Source organism: Rhizobium leguminosarum bv. viciae USDA 2370, from assembly GCF_002008365.1.
Taxonomy (GTDB): Bacteria; Pseudomonadota; Alphaproteobacteria; order Rhizobiales; family Rhizobiaceae; genus Rhizobium; species Rhizobium leguminosarum.
The window spans coordinates 230,621-244,344 of sequence record NZ_MRDL01000037.1; the positions used below are offsets into that span (position 1 = coordinate 230,621).

Sequence of the window (13,724 nt, forward strand, 5' to 3'; positions counted from 1 at the left end):
GATGGTTCACTTTGCCCTCCTAACCAAATGTTTTAGGCACCTATCGTTGAAGCAATTGCGGCAGCGACCGCCTCGACGTCCTGCCTGGCGTCGATCCGGCGCAGAAGTCTGCGCTGCTCATAAAAGGGCCCCAACTGCACCGTTGCGCGGATAAACTCCCCTACCCTTCGCCTCAGCACGTCCGCATTGTCATCTGAGCGGCTGCTTCCTTCAGCCTCCCGTAACCGCTCCGCCCGCGTCTTGATGCGAGCTTCAAGCAGCTCGAGAGGAATGTCGAAGAGTATGACGTGATCCAATGGCAGATTTTTCTCGGCAAGATATGCCTCTAGCGCGCTTGCTTGTGCAACTGTCCGCGGAAAGCCATCGAGGATGTAGCCAGCCCGGCCGGCAGCAATTTCAAGGCCTTCTTCCACGAGACCTATGACCACCTCGTCCGGCACGAGCCCGCCCGAATCGACGGCGGCTTTCGCCTGAACGCCGAGTGCGCTTTGTGCCTTGATCGCGTCGCGAAGCAGATCACCGGTCGAGATGTGCAACAGGCCTCGCTCCCGTATAAGCCGTTCGGCCTGGGTCCCTTTCCCAGCGCCGGGAGGTCCAATGAACACAAGTCTCGTCATTCTTCAGACTCCCATGCACAGATATTTGATCTCGAGATAGTCATCCATTCCGTACTTGGACCCCTCGCGACCGTTTCCGCTTTCCTTCACGCCACCGAACGGCGCGACCTCGGTCGAGATCAGCCCTTCGTTGATGCCGACGATGCCGGCCTCAAGCGCCTCTGCGACCCGCCAGATCCTGGAAATGTCACGGCCGTAGAAATAGGCGGCAAGCCCGAATTGAGTTTTGTTGGCAAGCTCGATTGCTTCGCTTTCGGTTTCGAAACGGAAGATCGGCGCAACCGGCCCGAAAATCTCCTCGCCGAAAATTTGGGATTTTGGCGAGACGTCGGCGATCACCGTCGGCTGGTAGAAGCTGTGCCCAAGCGCATGCCGGCCGCCGCCCGCAACCACCCTGCCGCCGTGGCTGAGGGCGTCCGAAACAAGCTCCTCGACCTTTGCGACCGCCTTCTCGTCGATCAGCGGGCCGATCTGCACACCGGGCGCAAATCCATTCCCCACGCTCAATTGGGATACAGCGTCCGATAACTGGGCTACGAAAGTGTCGTAAATGCCGCTCTGGACGAGGAAGCGGTTGGCGCAGACGCAAGTCTGACCGGCGTTGCGGTATTTCGAGGCGATCGCGCCTTTGACGGCGGCTTCCACGTCGGCGTCGTCGAACACGATGAAGGGCGCGTTTCCACCAAGCTCCATCGAGGTCCGCTTCACGGTTGCCGCGCACTGGACCATCAGCACCTTGCCAATTTCCGTCGAACCGGTGAAGCTGAGCTTGCGAACGGCTGGGTTGGACGTCAGTTCGGCGCCGATGTCACCGGCCGACCCCGTCACGCAGGAAAGCACGCCCTTCGGTACGCCTGCACGTTCCGCCAGAACGCAGAGAGCAAGCGCCGAAAGCGGCGTCTGGCTCGCCGGCTTGATGATCATGGTGCAGCCTGCCGCCAGAGCTGGCCCGACTTTCCGAGTGATCATCGCTGCCGGGAAATTCCATGGCGTGATCGCCGCGCAAACCCCGATCGGCTGTTTGATGACGACGATGCGCTTGTCGGACGTCGGAGCCGGAATAGTGTCGCCGTAGACACGCTTGGCCTCTTCGCCAAACCATTCGATGTACGATGCCGCATAGGCGATCTCGCCGCGGGCCTCAGGCAGCGGCTTGCCCTGCTCGGCCGTCATGATGGCGGCAAGGTCGTCCTGGTTCTCGATCAGAAGCTCGAACCATTTCCGCAGGACGGCAGCGCGTTGCTTGCCGGAAAGCGCCTTCCATCCGGACTGCGCTTGTTGGGCGCTCTCGATGGCGCGCTGCGTTTCACCGGCCCCCATTCGGGGAACGTTTGCAACAACGGAACCGTCTGCGGGATTGGTGACAACGATCACCCTGCCGTCGTCGGCGTCGCGCCATTCTCCGCCGATGAAGCACTGGCTGCGCAGCAGCGATGGATCCTTGAGAGTGGGAACTGCCATGGGGTTATCCTTGTTAAACAAAAGTCATGCTTCGACCAGAAGCGGCTCAAGCAGCGCCCTGGCCTTGTCGCCGAACGGAACCGGTCGGCGCGACAGGCGATCGACGTTGACATGGATGAAAAAACCTTCGGCTGCGGCCACGTCTTCATCGTTACGGAACAGGCCGATCTCGTAGCGAACCGACGAACTGCCTAGCCTCGCCACCCGAATGCCTGCCGTCACCTGATCGGGAAAGGTCATCTCGGCATGATAACGGCAGCCGGTCTCGACAACGAGAAACACCTCGGTGCCAGCCTTGATGTCGAGCACGCCGTTTTTGATGAGAAAGGCATTCACCGCGGTATCGAAGAGCGTGTAATGCACCACGTTGTTCATGTGCCCGTAGGTGTCGTTGTCCGACCAGCGTAGGCCGGTCGTGCGGAACACCTTGTAATCAGATCGTCGTGAGGGAGTTTCGCGCTTCGCCATTACCAGGCCGCCCTATATATCGAGAGCGCATCCCTCTCGCTCACCTCGCGGGGGTTGTTGACGAGGAGGCGCGTCTGCTTCATGGCGTCGCGCGCCATGACCGCAAGGTGCTCCTCGCCGATGCCGACGTCGCGAAGCCGTGACTGAAGCCCGAGCTTTTCCGACAGTCCGGCGAGCCTCTCGATGAAGGCGGCGCAGCGTCCCTCATCCTCCCGTTCCGACACAAGATCCGGAAAGGCATCAGCGGCGATTTCCGCGTAAACCGATGCGGCATCGGGTGCGTTGAACCGCAGAACATGCGGAAGAACCAATGCGTTGGATAGGCCATGGGGGATATGGAAGGTCCCACCGATCGGATAAGCCAGCGCATGCACGGCGGCGACTGGGGAGTTCGCGAAGGCCTGCCCGGCAAGCATCGAGCCAAGCAGCATCGCACCGCGCGCGGCGCGGTCTTGACCGTCGAACACGGCCTTCTCGATATTCGCGCCCAGCAGCTGAAGCGCTTGGCGCGCCAGCATCTTCGACAAAGGATTGTTGTTGGCGCTTTTCGAGGCATAGGATTCGATCGCGTGCACCATGGCGTCGATGCCGGTAGCCGCCGTGATATGGGCTGGAAGGCCGATCGTCAGATCGGCATCAAGGATCGCGATATCGGGCAGGATGATCGGCGACGATATCCCGCGCTTCTCGCCTCCGCCGACGGTGATGATCGAAACTGATGTGACCTCAGATCCGGTCCCAGCAGTGGTCGGCACAAGCACCAGCGGCAGGCGAGGCCCCTTCGCGTTGCCGACACCCCAGGCCTCGTCGATATTCTCGCCCGATCCACAGAGAAGAGCCACGACCTTGGCAACGTCAAGTGAAGACCCGCCGCCGAAACCGATAATGCCGGTAACACCCGTTGGCCTCGCCATGTCCGATGCCGCCATCACGGTCGCAAGAGACGGATCGGCTTCGACACTGTCGAACACGGTCACCTCGATACCCGAGGCTGCAAGCGAGGCCAGAGCCGGATCGCAAAGCCCGAGCCCGCGCAGACCGGCGTCGGTCACGAACAGGATGCGCTCGCCCAGCTTCTTCTTGACGATGTCGCCGATGCCGGCGGCCGCGCCCGTCCGGAAAACGATCTGCGGGGTCGTGTTGAATATGAAAGGGTTCATGCCGTTCTCCTGTGTCACTTCCCTCACGCAGCTGGCAGGCTATCGCGCAGCTTCACGCGCAAGATCTTGCCGGATCCGGTTCGAGGTATCTCGTCAACGATGTAGATGCGATCAGGAACCTTGTAGGCAGACAGACGCGCCTTGCAGTGGGTAAGAAGGGCCGCCTCATCGAATGCCTCGCCATCCTTTAGAACCACACAAGCCACCGGAACCTCGCCCAACATCGCATGCGGCATGCCGATGACGGCGCAGTCAATGATCGCGTGATTAAGCAGGATCGTCTCCTCGACCTCGGCTGGCGCAATGTTCTGTCCACCGCGAATGATCAACTCCTTTAGGCGGCCAGTGATAGTCAGGAAGCCATTCGCATCGGACTTGGCGAGATCGCCTGTGCGGTACCAGCCGTCGACGACGGCCTTCTGGGTTTCCAGTGGCTTGTTGTGATAGCCCTGCATGAGGTTTGGCCCCTTGCAGATCAGCTCGCCCTCCCTTCCGACCGGAACGTCCAGGCCAGTTTTCGGATCGATCAGGCGGACCGTCAGGCCCGGAAGTGGCAGGCCACAGGAGCCAGAGACGCGGCAGCGCCCGGGCCAATTCATGGTTACCATCGTGGAAGTCTCGGTAATTCCGTAACCATCGAGGAGCGCGACGCCGAAGAATTCCTCGAAGTCGTTGTTCAGCGTCCCTGGAAGGATGGCACCTGCAGACACGCAAAGCCTCACCGACGACAGCAGTTTCTCGCCGCTTGTCTGGCATGCTGAGAGGAAATAGTGGAACACGGTCGGCACGCCGGGCATAAACGTGAAGCGTCCCGACCGCAGCAGTTCAGTCGCTTGCCTGGTGGAGAATTTCTCCATGATGTACTCGCTGGCACCGGTCGCTATGATGGAGAGGACCGCGATGTTCAGCGCATAGGAATGATAGAGCGGGAGCGTATTAAGGACGACATCGTTCTCGTTCATTCCCGCGATGGGCGCCCAGCAGGCGGCCGTGACCCACAGCATGGATCGCGTCGATAAAAGCACGCCCTTCGGCTGCCCGGTCGTTCCCGACGTATATACAATATAGGCCGGACGATCTACATCCAGATCGTCCTCGAAAGCGGAGGAATGCGGCGGCTCCATCTCAAACAATCCGGAAGCCGGGTCCGCCTCGATCACAAAGACGGGCCGATCGAGCTGCGACAAGACTGCCTCCGCCATCGAGCGCTTCTCCGGCAGGGCAACGACCATCGTACATGCGGCGTCGGTGATACGGTACTCAAGCTCGGCCTGGGTAGATTCGATGCTTACCGGGACGCAAACGCCGCCGGCGCGCACGACGGCGAGGCAGGCGACCACCCAGCTGACGGAGTTCGGCAGGAAGACCGCAACAGCCTGTCCCTTCCTAAGTCCGCCAGCGACGAGGCGGGAAGCCAGAGCCCCCGTCTCCGCATCGAGCTGCGGATAGGAAACCGACCGCATGCTGTCCTCGAACGCCATTTTTTCTGGATACAGGCGCACATTCCGCTGAAGTATTTCTCCGACGGGCGCGATCAGATCGTAATGTATCATCTTGGCTCCTCCCAATCCTCCCGTTAGACCATGCAAAAGCCGCCGTTCACACTGATCACCTGCCCGGTCACCCAGGACGATGCTTCCGAAGCAAGGAAGGTGACCATGGGGGCGATATCGTCCGGCCTGCCGATGCGGCGCAACGGGTAGGCTTTGACGATCTTCTCGCGGTTTTTCTCGAGGAATTCCGGGTCCGAATGCGAGGTCTCGATCAGGCCGAGCGAGACCGTATTGACGGTGACGTTGTTGCGACCGAATTCACGGGCAAGCGACTTGCCGAGCGCAATCGTGCCACCCCGCGCCGCGGCGGCAAGCGCAAGGTTGGCTTCGCCGATGCGGGAACTGTCGCCGACGAGATTGATAATGCGCCCGGAGTTCTGCGCGATCATCAGCGGTGCCACTTCATGACAACAATTGATCGCACCGTAAAGGCACACGTCGATCTGCTGCTTCCAGTCTTGTGGGGTCGAGTCTACGAACCGTTGGTACTTCACATAGCCCGCATTGTTGACGAGAATGTCGACCGTGCCGAAATCGGCCTTGACGGCGGCGACCATCGCCCTGACCTGGGCATTGTCGCTGATGTCCGCCTGGTAGGCCTTTGCCTTGCCACCACCGGCTTCGATTGATGTGACGACGGCCTCGGCTTCATCCCTGGAACGGCTGTAGTTCACCGCGACGATGGCGCCTTCGCCAGCGAGCGCGTGTGCGATATCGCCTCCGACATCCCGGCCGCCGCCCGTGACCAACGCCACCTTGCCCTTGAGATTGGTCTCCATTGCATAGTCTCCTTGATACTTGAATGTTTGCCTTCGCGGCGAATTGGTGAACGGGGCGAAAATACCTCAGCGACCCAGGAACCGCGGCGAGCGCTTCTCGCCAAACGCCTTGCGTCCTTCGGCGTAGTCGTGACTTGAACTCGCCTTGTCGATCAGTGTTTCCGCCTCGACAAGGTCGAGATCCCCCCGGGCACAGCCGTTGAGGATGAACTTGGCACCCCTGATCGTTAGAGGAGCGTTGGCGGCCATGGCATTGGCGCGTTCCAGAGCCGCAGCGTGCGCATCCGCTGCAAGCTGGTCGATGAAACCGGTGGCAAGCGCGTCGCGCGCGGTGAATCGACTTGCCGAGTATAGAATTCGTTTTGCCTCGCTGACGCCGACGAGCGAAAACAGTTTGCGGGTCGCGGAGACGCCATAGACGATCGACAGGCGGGCGGCGGGAATGCCGAAGGTGGCACTCTCTTCCGCGATGCGAAAATCGCACGACATGGCCAGATGTGCAGCACCGCCCAGGCAATAACCGCGCACAACCGCAACCGTGGGCTTGGAGACCTCGTAGATGGCGTCACCCGCCGCATCGACGGCGACCTCGTAGCGTGTGCTTTCCTCCACGCCCCCCCGCACCGTCTCGAACTCGCTGATATCAGCGCCGGCAGAAAAATCGCTTCCCGCACCCATCAACAGAATAGCGCGAATATCCGTATCACCGTCAAACTGACGAAATAGCTCCGCAAGCTCGCACCACATCGAATAGGTCACAGCGTTGCGCTGCATGGGCCGATTCAGTGTGACGGTGGCTATACCGTCGGATTTCTCCACTAGAATATCACTCATTTCCGCTCTTCTCTTCCCTGCTGACCCCGGACTAGCGGGTCCATGCCATCGCGGTGGGAGTGCCTAGCGCAAGAAAGCCGGGCACTCCATTTCGTTCACTTCTTGACCAGAGGGCATTGGCTCTCGGAAAGCGGGCGGAACGCCTTGTCGCCGGGGATGGTCGTGACAAGCTTCAAAAGGTCCCATTCGCTCTTGGATTCGGCCGGCGTCTTTACCTGGTAAACGTACATGTCATGCACCATCCGGCCGTCCTCGCGGATCTTGCCGCCCTTTGCGAAGAAGTCGTTGATCGGCGTCTCCTTCATTTTGCTCATGACCGTCTTTGCGTCCGTCGTGCCCGCGGCCTTGACAGCTTGCAGGTAGTGCATGGTCGAGGAATAATCCCCTGCGTCACCCATATGCGGCGGGCGACCAACGCGCGCCTCGAATTTCTTGGCAAAAGCGCGGGTCTCATCGTCGCGGTCCCAGTAGAACGCGTTCGTCAGGATCATGCCCTGCGCGGTTTCAAGACCGAGCGAATGAACGTCCGTGTCCCAAACGAGCAGGCCGGCAACGGTCTTGCCAGACGAGGCAAGGCCGAATTCGGAGGCCGATTTAACCGCGTTCACGAAGGTCGTACCGGAACCAGCCAGGGCCACGACATCGGCAGGCGATGCCTGCGCCTGCAGCATGAAGGCACTGTGGTCGGCAGTCTCAATCGGATAGCGGACGGCGCCGGAAACCGTTCCGCCGTTTGCCTTGACAATCTGGCTCGCATCAGCCTCGAGCGCATGGCCAAAAGCGTAGTCGGCGGTTAGGAAGTACCAATTCTTCTTGCCTTCCCGGATCAGTTCGTTCGCGGTGCCATTGGCGAGCGCATAGGTATCATACGAGTAGTGGATGCTGTTCGGCGTGCAGCCGTCGTTCGTCAAGCGCGATGAACCGGAGCCATTGACGATGGCGATCTTGTTCTCGTCTTTGGCCACCTGCGTGACAGCCAGCGCTATGCCGGAATTGATCAGGTTGTTGATCATGGTCACGCCTTGCGACCCATACCATTCGCGCGCCGTGGCGACCGCCACCTCCGGCTTATTCTGGTGGTCGGCGACGACGACTTCCAACGGACGGTCGAGGACCTTTCCGCCAAAATCCTCGACCGCCATCTTGACGGCGGCAATGGCGCCATCGCCGGCCTCGTGCGAAAACTGACCGCTGACGTCAGTCAGGACGCCAATCCGGATCGGCCCTGCATCCTGGGCCTGAACCTGAAAACTCATAGCGCCGATAGCCGCGGCGCAAGACAGTAAAACTTGCAGACGATTCATCATTCCATCCTCCCAGATCCGGCGCCGAAGCTCCTCCGCGAGCGCCGATATTAAACTTGCGCTATCATACTTGTAATCGAATAAGCGCTGTTAGAATGCTGCTCCAACACGGGGAGCAAGGCTAAGATAAACAGAGTTTTCAGAGATACGCAAGCTTGCATTATTAGACTTTCTATGTTTTTCTGAAACGGCCTTTTGTGAGGAGAGGCACGTGGCGGTCATCACCCGACGCCACCGGAGGAGAAAATCGAGCAGGTAGGGAGGCTTCGTGCCGGAGAACGCACCCATAATCGAGGCGCGCAATTTGACGCGCTCGTTCGGCGGCTTCGTTGCCGTGAACAATGTCGACATCCAAATCAGGCCAGGACAGATTCATGCCCTGATCGGCCCCAATGGAGCCGGCAAGAGCACGCTGTTCAACCTGCTGACCAAGTTCCTTTCCCCGAGCTCGGGGCAAATCTTCTTCAAGGGACGTGACATTACCCACATGGCGCCCGCCGATATCGCGCGCCTTGGCCTCGTCCGGTCGTTCCAGATTTCGTCGGTATTTGCGCACCTGAGCGCCCACGAAAACGTGCGTGTGGCGCTTCAGGCCCGCGAGCGTGAGACGTTCTCGTTCTGGAAGTCCAACCGGTGCCTGAAGCGCTTTAACGAGGAGGCGCTGGCGCTTCTCGAAAGCGTCGGCCTTGCCGAAAAGGCGCGAACGAAGGCGAGCGAACTGTCCTACGGACGCAAGCGCGCCCTTGAACTGGCAACCACGCTCGCCCTCGAACCGGACGTTTTGCTGCTCGACGAACCGATGGCTGGCATGGGAACGGAAGACATCGGCAGAACGGCATCTTTGATCCGACGCGCCGGAAAGGGCCGCACCATACTGATGGTCGAGCACAATCTCGGCGTCGTTGCAGACCTCTCCGACACAATCACGGTGCTGCGCCGTGGCGAGGTCATTGCGGAAGGAACCTATCGGGAGGTGTCGGCTAATTCGGAAGTCCGCAAAGCTTATATGGGAGGCGTCCATGGCTGAGCCCGCGCTCTTGAACGTCAGCAACCTCGAAGCCTGGTACGGCGAGAGCCATGTTCTGCATGGCGTCAATTTCAATGTCAGAAGGGGCGAGGTCGTGACGCTGATCGGCCGCAATGGCGCCGGTAAGACGACCACACTTCGGAGCCTCATGGGCGTCGTGGGAAAACGTACCGGCGCGAGCACCTATAAGGGCACCGACCTCCTGAAGGTTCCGGCCCATAAAATCGCTCGCCTTGGCATCGGCTACGTCCCGGAGGAGCGTGGAATCTTTTCGCGGCTGAACGTCATCGAAAACCTCATGTTTCCGCCCGCCTGGCACCCGGAGGGAATGAGCGTGGAGGAGATCTACGCCCTTTTCCCGAACCTCAAGGGGCGCGACAGCACGCAAGGGACACGCCTTTCAGGCGGCGAGCAGCAGATGCTGGCCATCGCCCGGGTTTTGCGAACTGGAGCCGATTTCATCCTTCTCGACGAACCAACGGAGGGGATCGCCCCCGTCATCATCGAGGAGATTGGGACCGCGCTGCGCGTTCTTAAGGAACGCGGCATGACAATCATTCTGGTCGAACAGAATCTGCGCTTCGCGGCGTCCGTTTCCGACCGCCACTTCGTGCTCGATCAGGGCAAGGTGGTCGACGAAATTTCCAATACCGCGCTTGACGCCAACATGGACCGGCTGAACCGGTATCTAGGGGTGTGACGATGACGGGGATCATAAAACAGGGAAAAACCGATGACTGATTTTTTCGGGGTGCCGCTGCCCGTCCTTCTCGGCCAATTGCTGCTGGGTTTGATAAACGGCTCGTTCTACGCGCTGTTGAGCCTTGGTCTGGCGATCATCTTCGGCATGCTTAACGTAATCAACTTTGCGCACGGTGCGTTCTATATGCTTGGCGGCTTCGCTGCCTGGTATCTTTTTTCCCGCTTCGGGCTTGGATATTGGGAAACGCTGATTGCCGCTCCCACCGTGGTCGCCATTGTCGGTATCGTTGTCGAGCGGCTGTTGCTCAGGCGGCTCTACCGGATGGATCACCTCTACAGCCTTCTCCTGACCTTTGGCATAGCGCTGATGCTGGAAGGGCTGTTCCGTCACCTTTTCGGGGCGGCAGGCAAACCCTATCCGGTTCCTGCGGCGTTGACCGGCGGCATCAATCTCGGCTTCATATTCCTGCCGATGTACCGTGCATGGGTCATCGCGATTTCGCTTGTTATCTGCATCCTGACATGGCTGGCCATAGAGCGCACAAAGCTCGGCGCTTATCTGCGGGCTGCCACTGAGAACCCCGCGCTGGTTCAAGCGTTCGGAATCAATGTGCCTTTGATGCTCACACTGACCTACGCTTTCTGTGTCGGACTTGCAGGCTTTGCGGGCGCCCTTGCGGCGCCACTTTATCAGGTGAGCCCCGGAATGGGCTCCAGCATCATCATTGTCGTATTTGCGGTGGTCGTTATCGGCGGAATGGGGTCGATCGGCGGCGCCATCGTGACGGCTCTCGGCCTGGGAATAATCGAGGGACTCACCAAGACGTTCTATCCCGCAGCATCCTCGATCGCGGTCTTCGTGGTCATGGTGCTGGTAATTCTCATCCGGCCGGCAGGCCTGTTTAATCGCGAGGCATGACGATGAACGGTAGCACTATGTCCAGTCCCGCTGCCGCACGCGGATTTGCTAGACCAACATGTTTTCTCTTCTTGGTCGCGGTCGCTGCGATCCTGCTTGTCGCCCCGCTGGTGACGTATCCGCTATTCCTGATCAAGATTCTGTGCTTCGTGCTTTTCGCAGCGGCATTCAATCTGGCGCTCGGCTACGCAGGTTTACTCTCCTTTGGCCACGCGGCATTTTTCGGTGGCGGCGCCTATATCGCGGCTCATGCCGCAAAAGTCTGGCACTTGCCCTTCGAACTGGCCGTGCTTTCCGGAACCGCATTTGCGGCCGTGCTTGGCCTAGTGTTCGGCGCTCTGTCCATCCGGCGCCACGGCATTTACTTTGCGATGATCACGCTCGCCCTTGCACAACTCGTCTACTTTATGGCTGTGCAGATGCCGTTTACCGGGGGGGAGGACGGCATTCAGGCCGTGCCACGCGGCAACCTGCTCGGCATGATCGACTTGCGAAACATCACGGCCATGTACTACACCGCGCTCGGCGGTACGGTCATCGGCCTCGTGATCATCTGGCGGGCGGTCAATTCGCCTTTCGGCCACACCCTTTCAGCAATCCGCGAAAACGAAACTCGCGTGACTTCCCTTGGCCTTAAGCCAGACCGTTACAAGCTGATCGCCTTTACCCTGTCTGCTGCACTGTCCGGCTTTGCCGGCGCAATGAAGGCAATCGCCTTCCAGCTTGCATCGTTGGTTGATGTCACGTGGCACATGTCGGGGGAAGTCATACTGATGACGCTCCTTGGCGGCATGGGAACGCTGATCGGTCCAATCGTAGGTTCAACGCTGGTCGTCGGGCTGGAGCACTATCTGTCGACCACCGGCCTTCCTATCACCTTCATCATCGGCCTGTTTTTCGTCACCTGCGTAATGATGTTCAGGCGTGGCGTTTTTGGAGAGCTGAAACTCTTCCTCGATCGTCGGAAGGCGTGACAAGGAAGTCTTCTTATGCAAGTTAAATTAAAAAAGCCGGAACGACAGTTCCGGCTCTTTCCGTAAGAAGTGCGGTTATCGTTGTCGAGATCGGGCACCAAAGAGGTAGCCAATCGCCGCAGCCATAATCAATTGCACCGCGCTTGCCACATCCGGAGACATCCGTCCGCGGTCACCGCCTGCCGGCAGAAGGCTTGGAAGCAGGCCGCCATAGACCGCCCATAATGCTGCCAGTACGGAAACGAAAACAACAAGCGCCAGGATCGGTATCGAAGGACCGGCTCGGGAGGCCGCCGGCGATGGCCATGCGCTAGAACCTGACTGTAACGGCGCGCGATCTGCGGCGGCCATCGACACTCTATCTTTTTGGGAGGCGCTATCGGGTGCGGGTGAGGTCGGCAGGTCTGCGCCAGATGCGGCGGTCTGCCGCGCCTGGATCTCTTCAGCAAACCGCTTGAAAAATTGGCCGGCCATCTGCTTTGCGGTAACATCAATCAACCTGCCACCGAGTTGCGACAGCTTGCCACCGATCTGCGCATCGACGGTGTAAAGGAGTAAGGTTCCGTTCTCAGACGGCTCCAGTTTCACCGTGGCAACGCCCTTTGCGAAACCTGCGACACCGCCCTGCCCCTCACCCGTAATCTTGTACCCGTTAGGAGGATCAAGGTCCGAGAGCGTCACCGCGCCTTGGAAACGCGCCTTTATCGGGCCGACCTTCATAACTGCGACGGCGGACATTTCAGTATCGGAAGATTTCTTCAGTTCCTGACATCCGGGGATGCAAACGCGAAGCACGTCAGCGTCGTTGAGTGCAGCCCATACGTCCTCCCGGGCCGCGGGAATTAACTGCTTGCCTGACATTTCCATGCGTACGTCTCCTCACCTGAGCGTTGGGTGCTGCCGCCTTTGGCGGCGAAATCACATTGCTTGACATTCCTATCTTAAGTCTAATAATGCAAGTCAAAATTAGATCGTCGCAGAGAAGTGCGATGCGGGAGGAACAAACATGCAGAGGACGCTCGTTTTGCAGGCCGGGTCGCAGACGCCATGAAGCCCGCGCAGTTCGACTACATCGCGCCCACCACGATCGACGCGGTTGCCGCGGCACTTGCCGCGGCCGAGGGAGATGGCAAGATCATCGCCGGTGGCCAGAGCCTGATGCCGATGATCAATTTTCGACTGGTGAAGCCCACTATTCTGATAGACATCAACCGGGTCGCTGGCCTTGACCGGATCGAACTGCACAACGATCGGGTGAAGATTGGCGCTACGGTTCGTCACCACATGACCGCAACCGATGCCATTATCCGCGCGCACTTGCCAATCGTACATGAAGCGATGCACCACGTCGCACATATGACGGTGCGCAACCGGGGCACCTTCTGCGGCAGCGTCGCGCATGCCGATCCGGCGACCGAGATGCCGATGATGACACGATTTCTTGACGGCACAATCATTGCCTACTCTGTGCGCGGTAGACGCGAGATACCAGCAGCCGACTTTTTTGTCGGATCGCTGGTCAATTCGATGGAACCGGATGAATTTGTCGTCGGCGTTGAACTCGACGCGATGAGACCGGATGCCGGATGGGGTTTTGAAGAGTTTGCAAGGCGTCACGGGGACTTCGCGCTTGCCTGTTTTGGCACAACACTGCGTTGTGTCGGCGGCAGGGCGTCTGACGTGCGGGTCGGGATGATGGGGGTTGGTGAAACCCCGCTACGGCTTGAAGAGATTGAGCACATCGTCGAGGGGACGGATGTGTCCGAGCCGGTTCTCGACAAGGTGGTGGATCGCCTGGCTGCAATCCTGACCCCCAATACGGATATCCACGCATCTGCAGATTACCGCAGACATCTGTCGGGCGTCCTCGCCAAACGGGCTATTCGCGCCGCCTGGAGCCGCGCGAACCACGAAAGGCATTGAGCA

Annotated in this window: 14 protein-coding genes; 5 read left to right on the forward strand and 9 right to left on the reverse strand. The window is 59.5% G+C overall.

What is annotated here, in order from left to right; all coding sequences use genetic code 11:
* Window positions 1-32 precede the first annotated feature (32 nt).
* From BS629_RS20160 to BS629_RS20195, 8 genes are all read right to left on the reverse strand, one after another.
* On the reverse strand, window positions 33-617 hold the full coding sequence (locus BS629_RS20160; RefSeq protein ID WP_077988383.1) for an adenylate kinase: 585 nt from the start codon (window positions 615-617) through the stop codon (window positions 33-35).
* A 3-nt stretch (window positions 618-620) separates the two neighbouring features.
* Window positions 621-2,078, reverse strand: a complete 1,458-nt coding sequence (locus tag BS629_RS20165; protein ID WP_077988384.1) for an NAD-dependent succinate-semialdehyde dehydrogenase — start codon at window positions 2,076-2,078, stop codon at window positions 621-623.
* A gap of 24 nt (window positions 2,079-2,102) precedes the next feature.
* On the reverse strand, window positions 2,103-2,546 hold the full coding sequence (locus BS629_RS20170; protein ID WP_077988385.1) for an acyl-CoA thioesterase: 444 nt from the start codon (window positions 2,544-2,546) through the stop codon (window positions 2,103-2,105).
* Complete coding sequence (locus BS629_RS20175; protein ID WP_077988386.1) at window positions 2,546-3,706, reverse strand: iron-containing alcohol dehydrogenase; 1,161 nt, start codon at window positions 3,704-3,706, stop codon at window positions 2,546-2,548. The genes BS629_RS20170 and BS629_RS20175 overlap by 1 nt, the downstream gene beginning before the upstream one ends.
* 23 nt (window positions 3,707-3,729) lie before the next feature.
* On the reverse strand, window positions 3,730-5,259 hold the full coding sequence (locus BS629_RS20180; RefSeq protein WP_077988387.1) for a class I adenylate-forming enzyme family protein: 1,530 nt from the start codon (window positions 5,257-5,259) through the stop codon (window positions 3,730-3,732).
* Window positions 5,260-5,282: 23 nt separating this feature from the next.
* Window positions 5,283-6,038 (reverse strand): SDR family NAD(P)-dependent oxidoreductase, encoded by a 756-nt coding sequence (locus BS629_RS20185; protein ID WP_077988388.1) that lies wholly within the window; start codon window positions 6,036-6,038, stop codon window positions 5,283-5,285.
* 66 nt (window positions 6,039-6,104) lie between these two features.
* A complete protein-coding gene (locus tag BS629_RS20190; RefSeq protein ID WP_312860770.1) occupies window positions 6,105-6,857 on the reverse strand; it encodes an enoyl-CoA hydratase-related protein in 753 nt (250 codons plus the stop codon).
* Window positions 6,858-6,967: 110 nt separating this feature from the next.
* The gene (locus BS629_RS20195) at window positions 6,968-8,179 is read right to left on the reverse strand and encodes an ABC transporter substrate-binding protein (protein WP_094231071.1); all 1,212 of its coding nucleotides are present in this window, start codon (window positions 8,177-8,179) and stop codon (window positions 6,968-6,970) included.
* A gap of 265 nt (window positions 8,180-8,444) precedes the next feature.
* On the opposite strand from BS629_RS20195, the gene BS629_RS20200 reads away from it, so the two are divergent.
* Genes BS629_RS20200 through BS629_RS20215 form a run of 4 tightly spaced genes read left to right on the forward strand, consistent with a single transcriptional unit; the run spans window position 8,445 to window position 11,798 of the window.
* Entirely contained in the window at window positions 8,445-9,203 is a 759-nt protein-coding gene (locus BS629_RS20200) for an ABC transporter ATP-binding protein (protein WP_077988390.1), read from the forward strand.
* The gene (locus BS629_RS20205; protein WP_077988391.1) at window positions 9,196-9,903 is read left to right on the forward strand and encodes an ABC transporter ATP-binding protein; all 708 of its coding nucleotides are present in this window, start codon (window positions 9,196-9,198) and stop codon (window positions 9,901-9,903) included. Before BS629_RS20200 ends, BS629_RS20205 begins: the two co-directional genes overlap by 8 nt.
* Before the next feature lie 33 nt (window positions 9,904-9,936).
* Entirely contained in the window at window positions 9,937-10,824 is an 888-nt protein-coding gene (locus tag BS629_RS20210; protein ID WP_077988392.1) for a branched-chain amino acid ABC transporter permease, read from the forward strand.
* Window positions 10,825-10,841: 17 nt separating this feature from the next.
* The gene (locus BS629_RS20215) at window positions 10,842-11,798 is read left to right on the forward strand and encodes a branched-chain amino acid ABC transporter permease (protein WP_245315098.1); all 957 of its coding nucleotides are present in this window, start codon (window positions 10,842-10,844) and stop codon (window positions 11,796-11,798) included.
* A 75-nt stretch (window positions 11,799-11,873) separates the two neighbouring features.
* Here the strand turns inward: BS629_RS20215 and BS629_RS20220 are convergent, their stop codons facing one another.
* Entirely contained in the window at window positions 11,874-12,665 is a 792-nt protein-coding gene (locus tag BS629_RS20220; protein WP_077988394.1) for an SRPBCC family protein, read from the reverse strand.
* Between the two features lie 180 nt (window positions 12,666-12,845).
* Between BS629_RS20220 and BS629_RS20225 the strand changes: the two genes are divergently transcribed.
* Window positions 12,846-13,721 carry an FAD binding domain-containing protein gene (locus tag BS629_RS20225; RefSeq protein WP_077988395.1) on the forward strand — a complete coding sequence of 292 codons (876 nt, stop codon included), beginning with the start codon at window positions 12,846-12,848 and terminating at the stop codon, window positions 13,719-13,721.
* The last annotated feature ends 3 nt before the right edge of the window (window positions 13,722-13,724 follow it).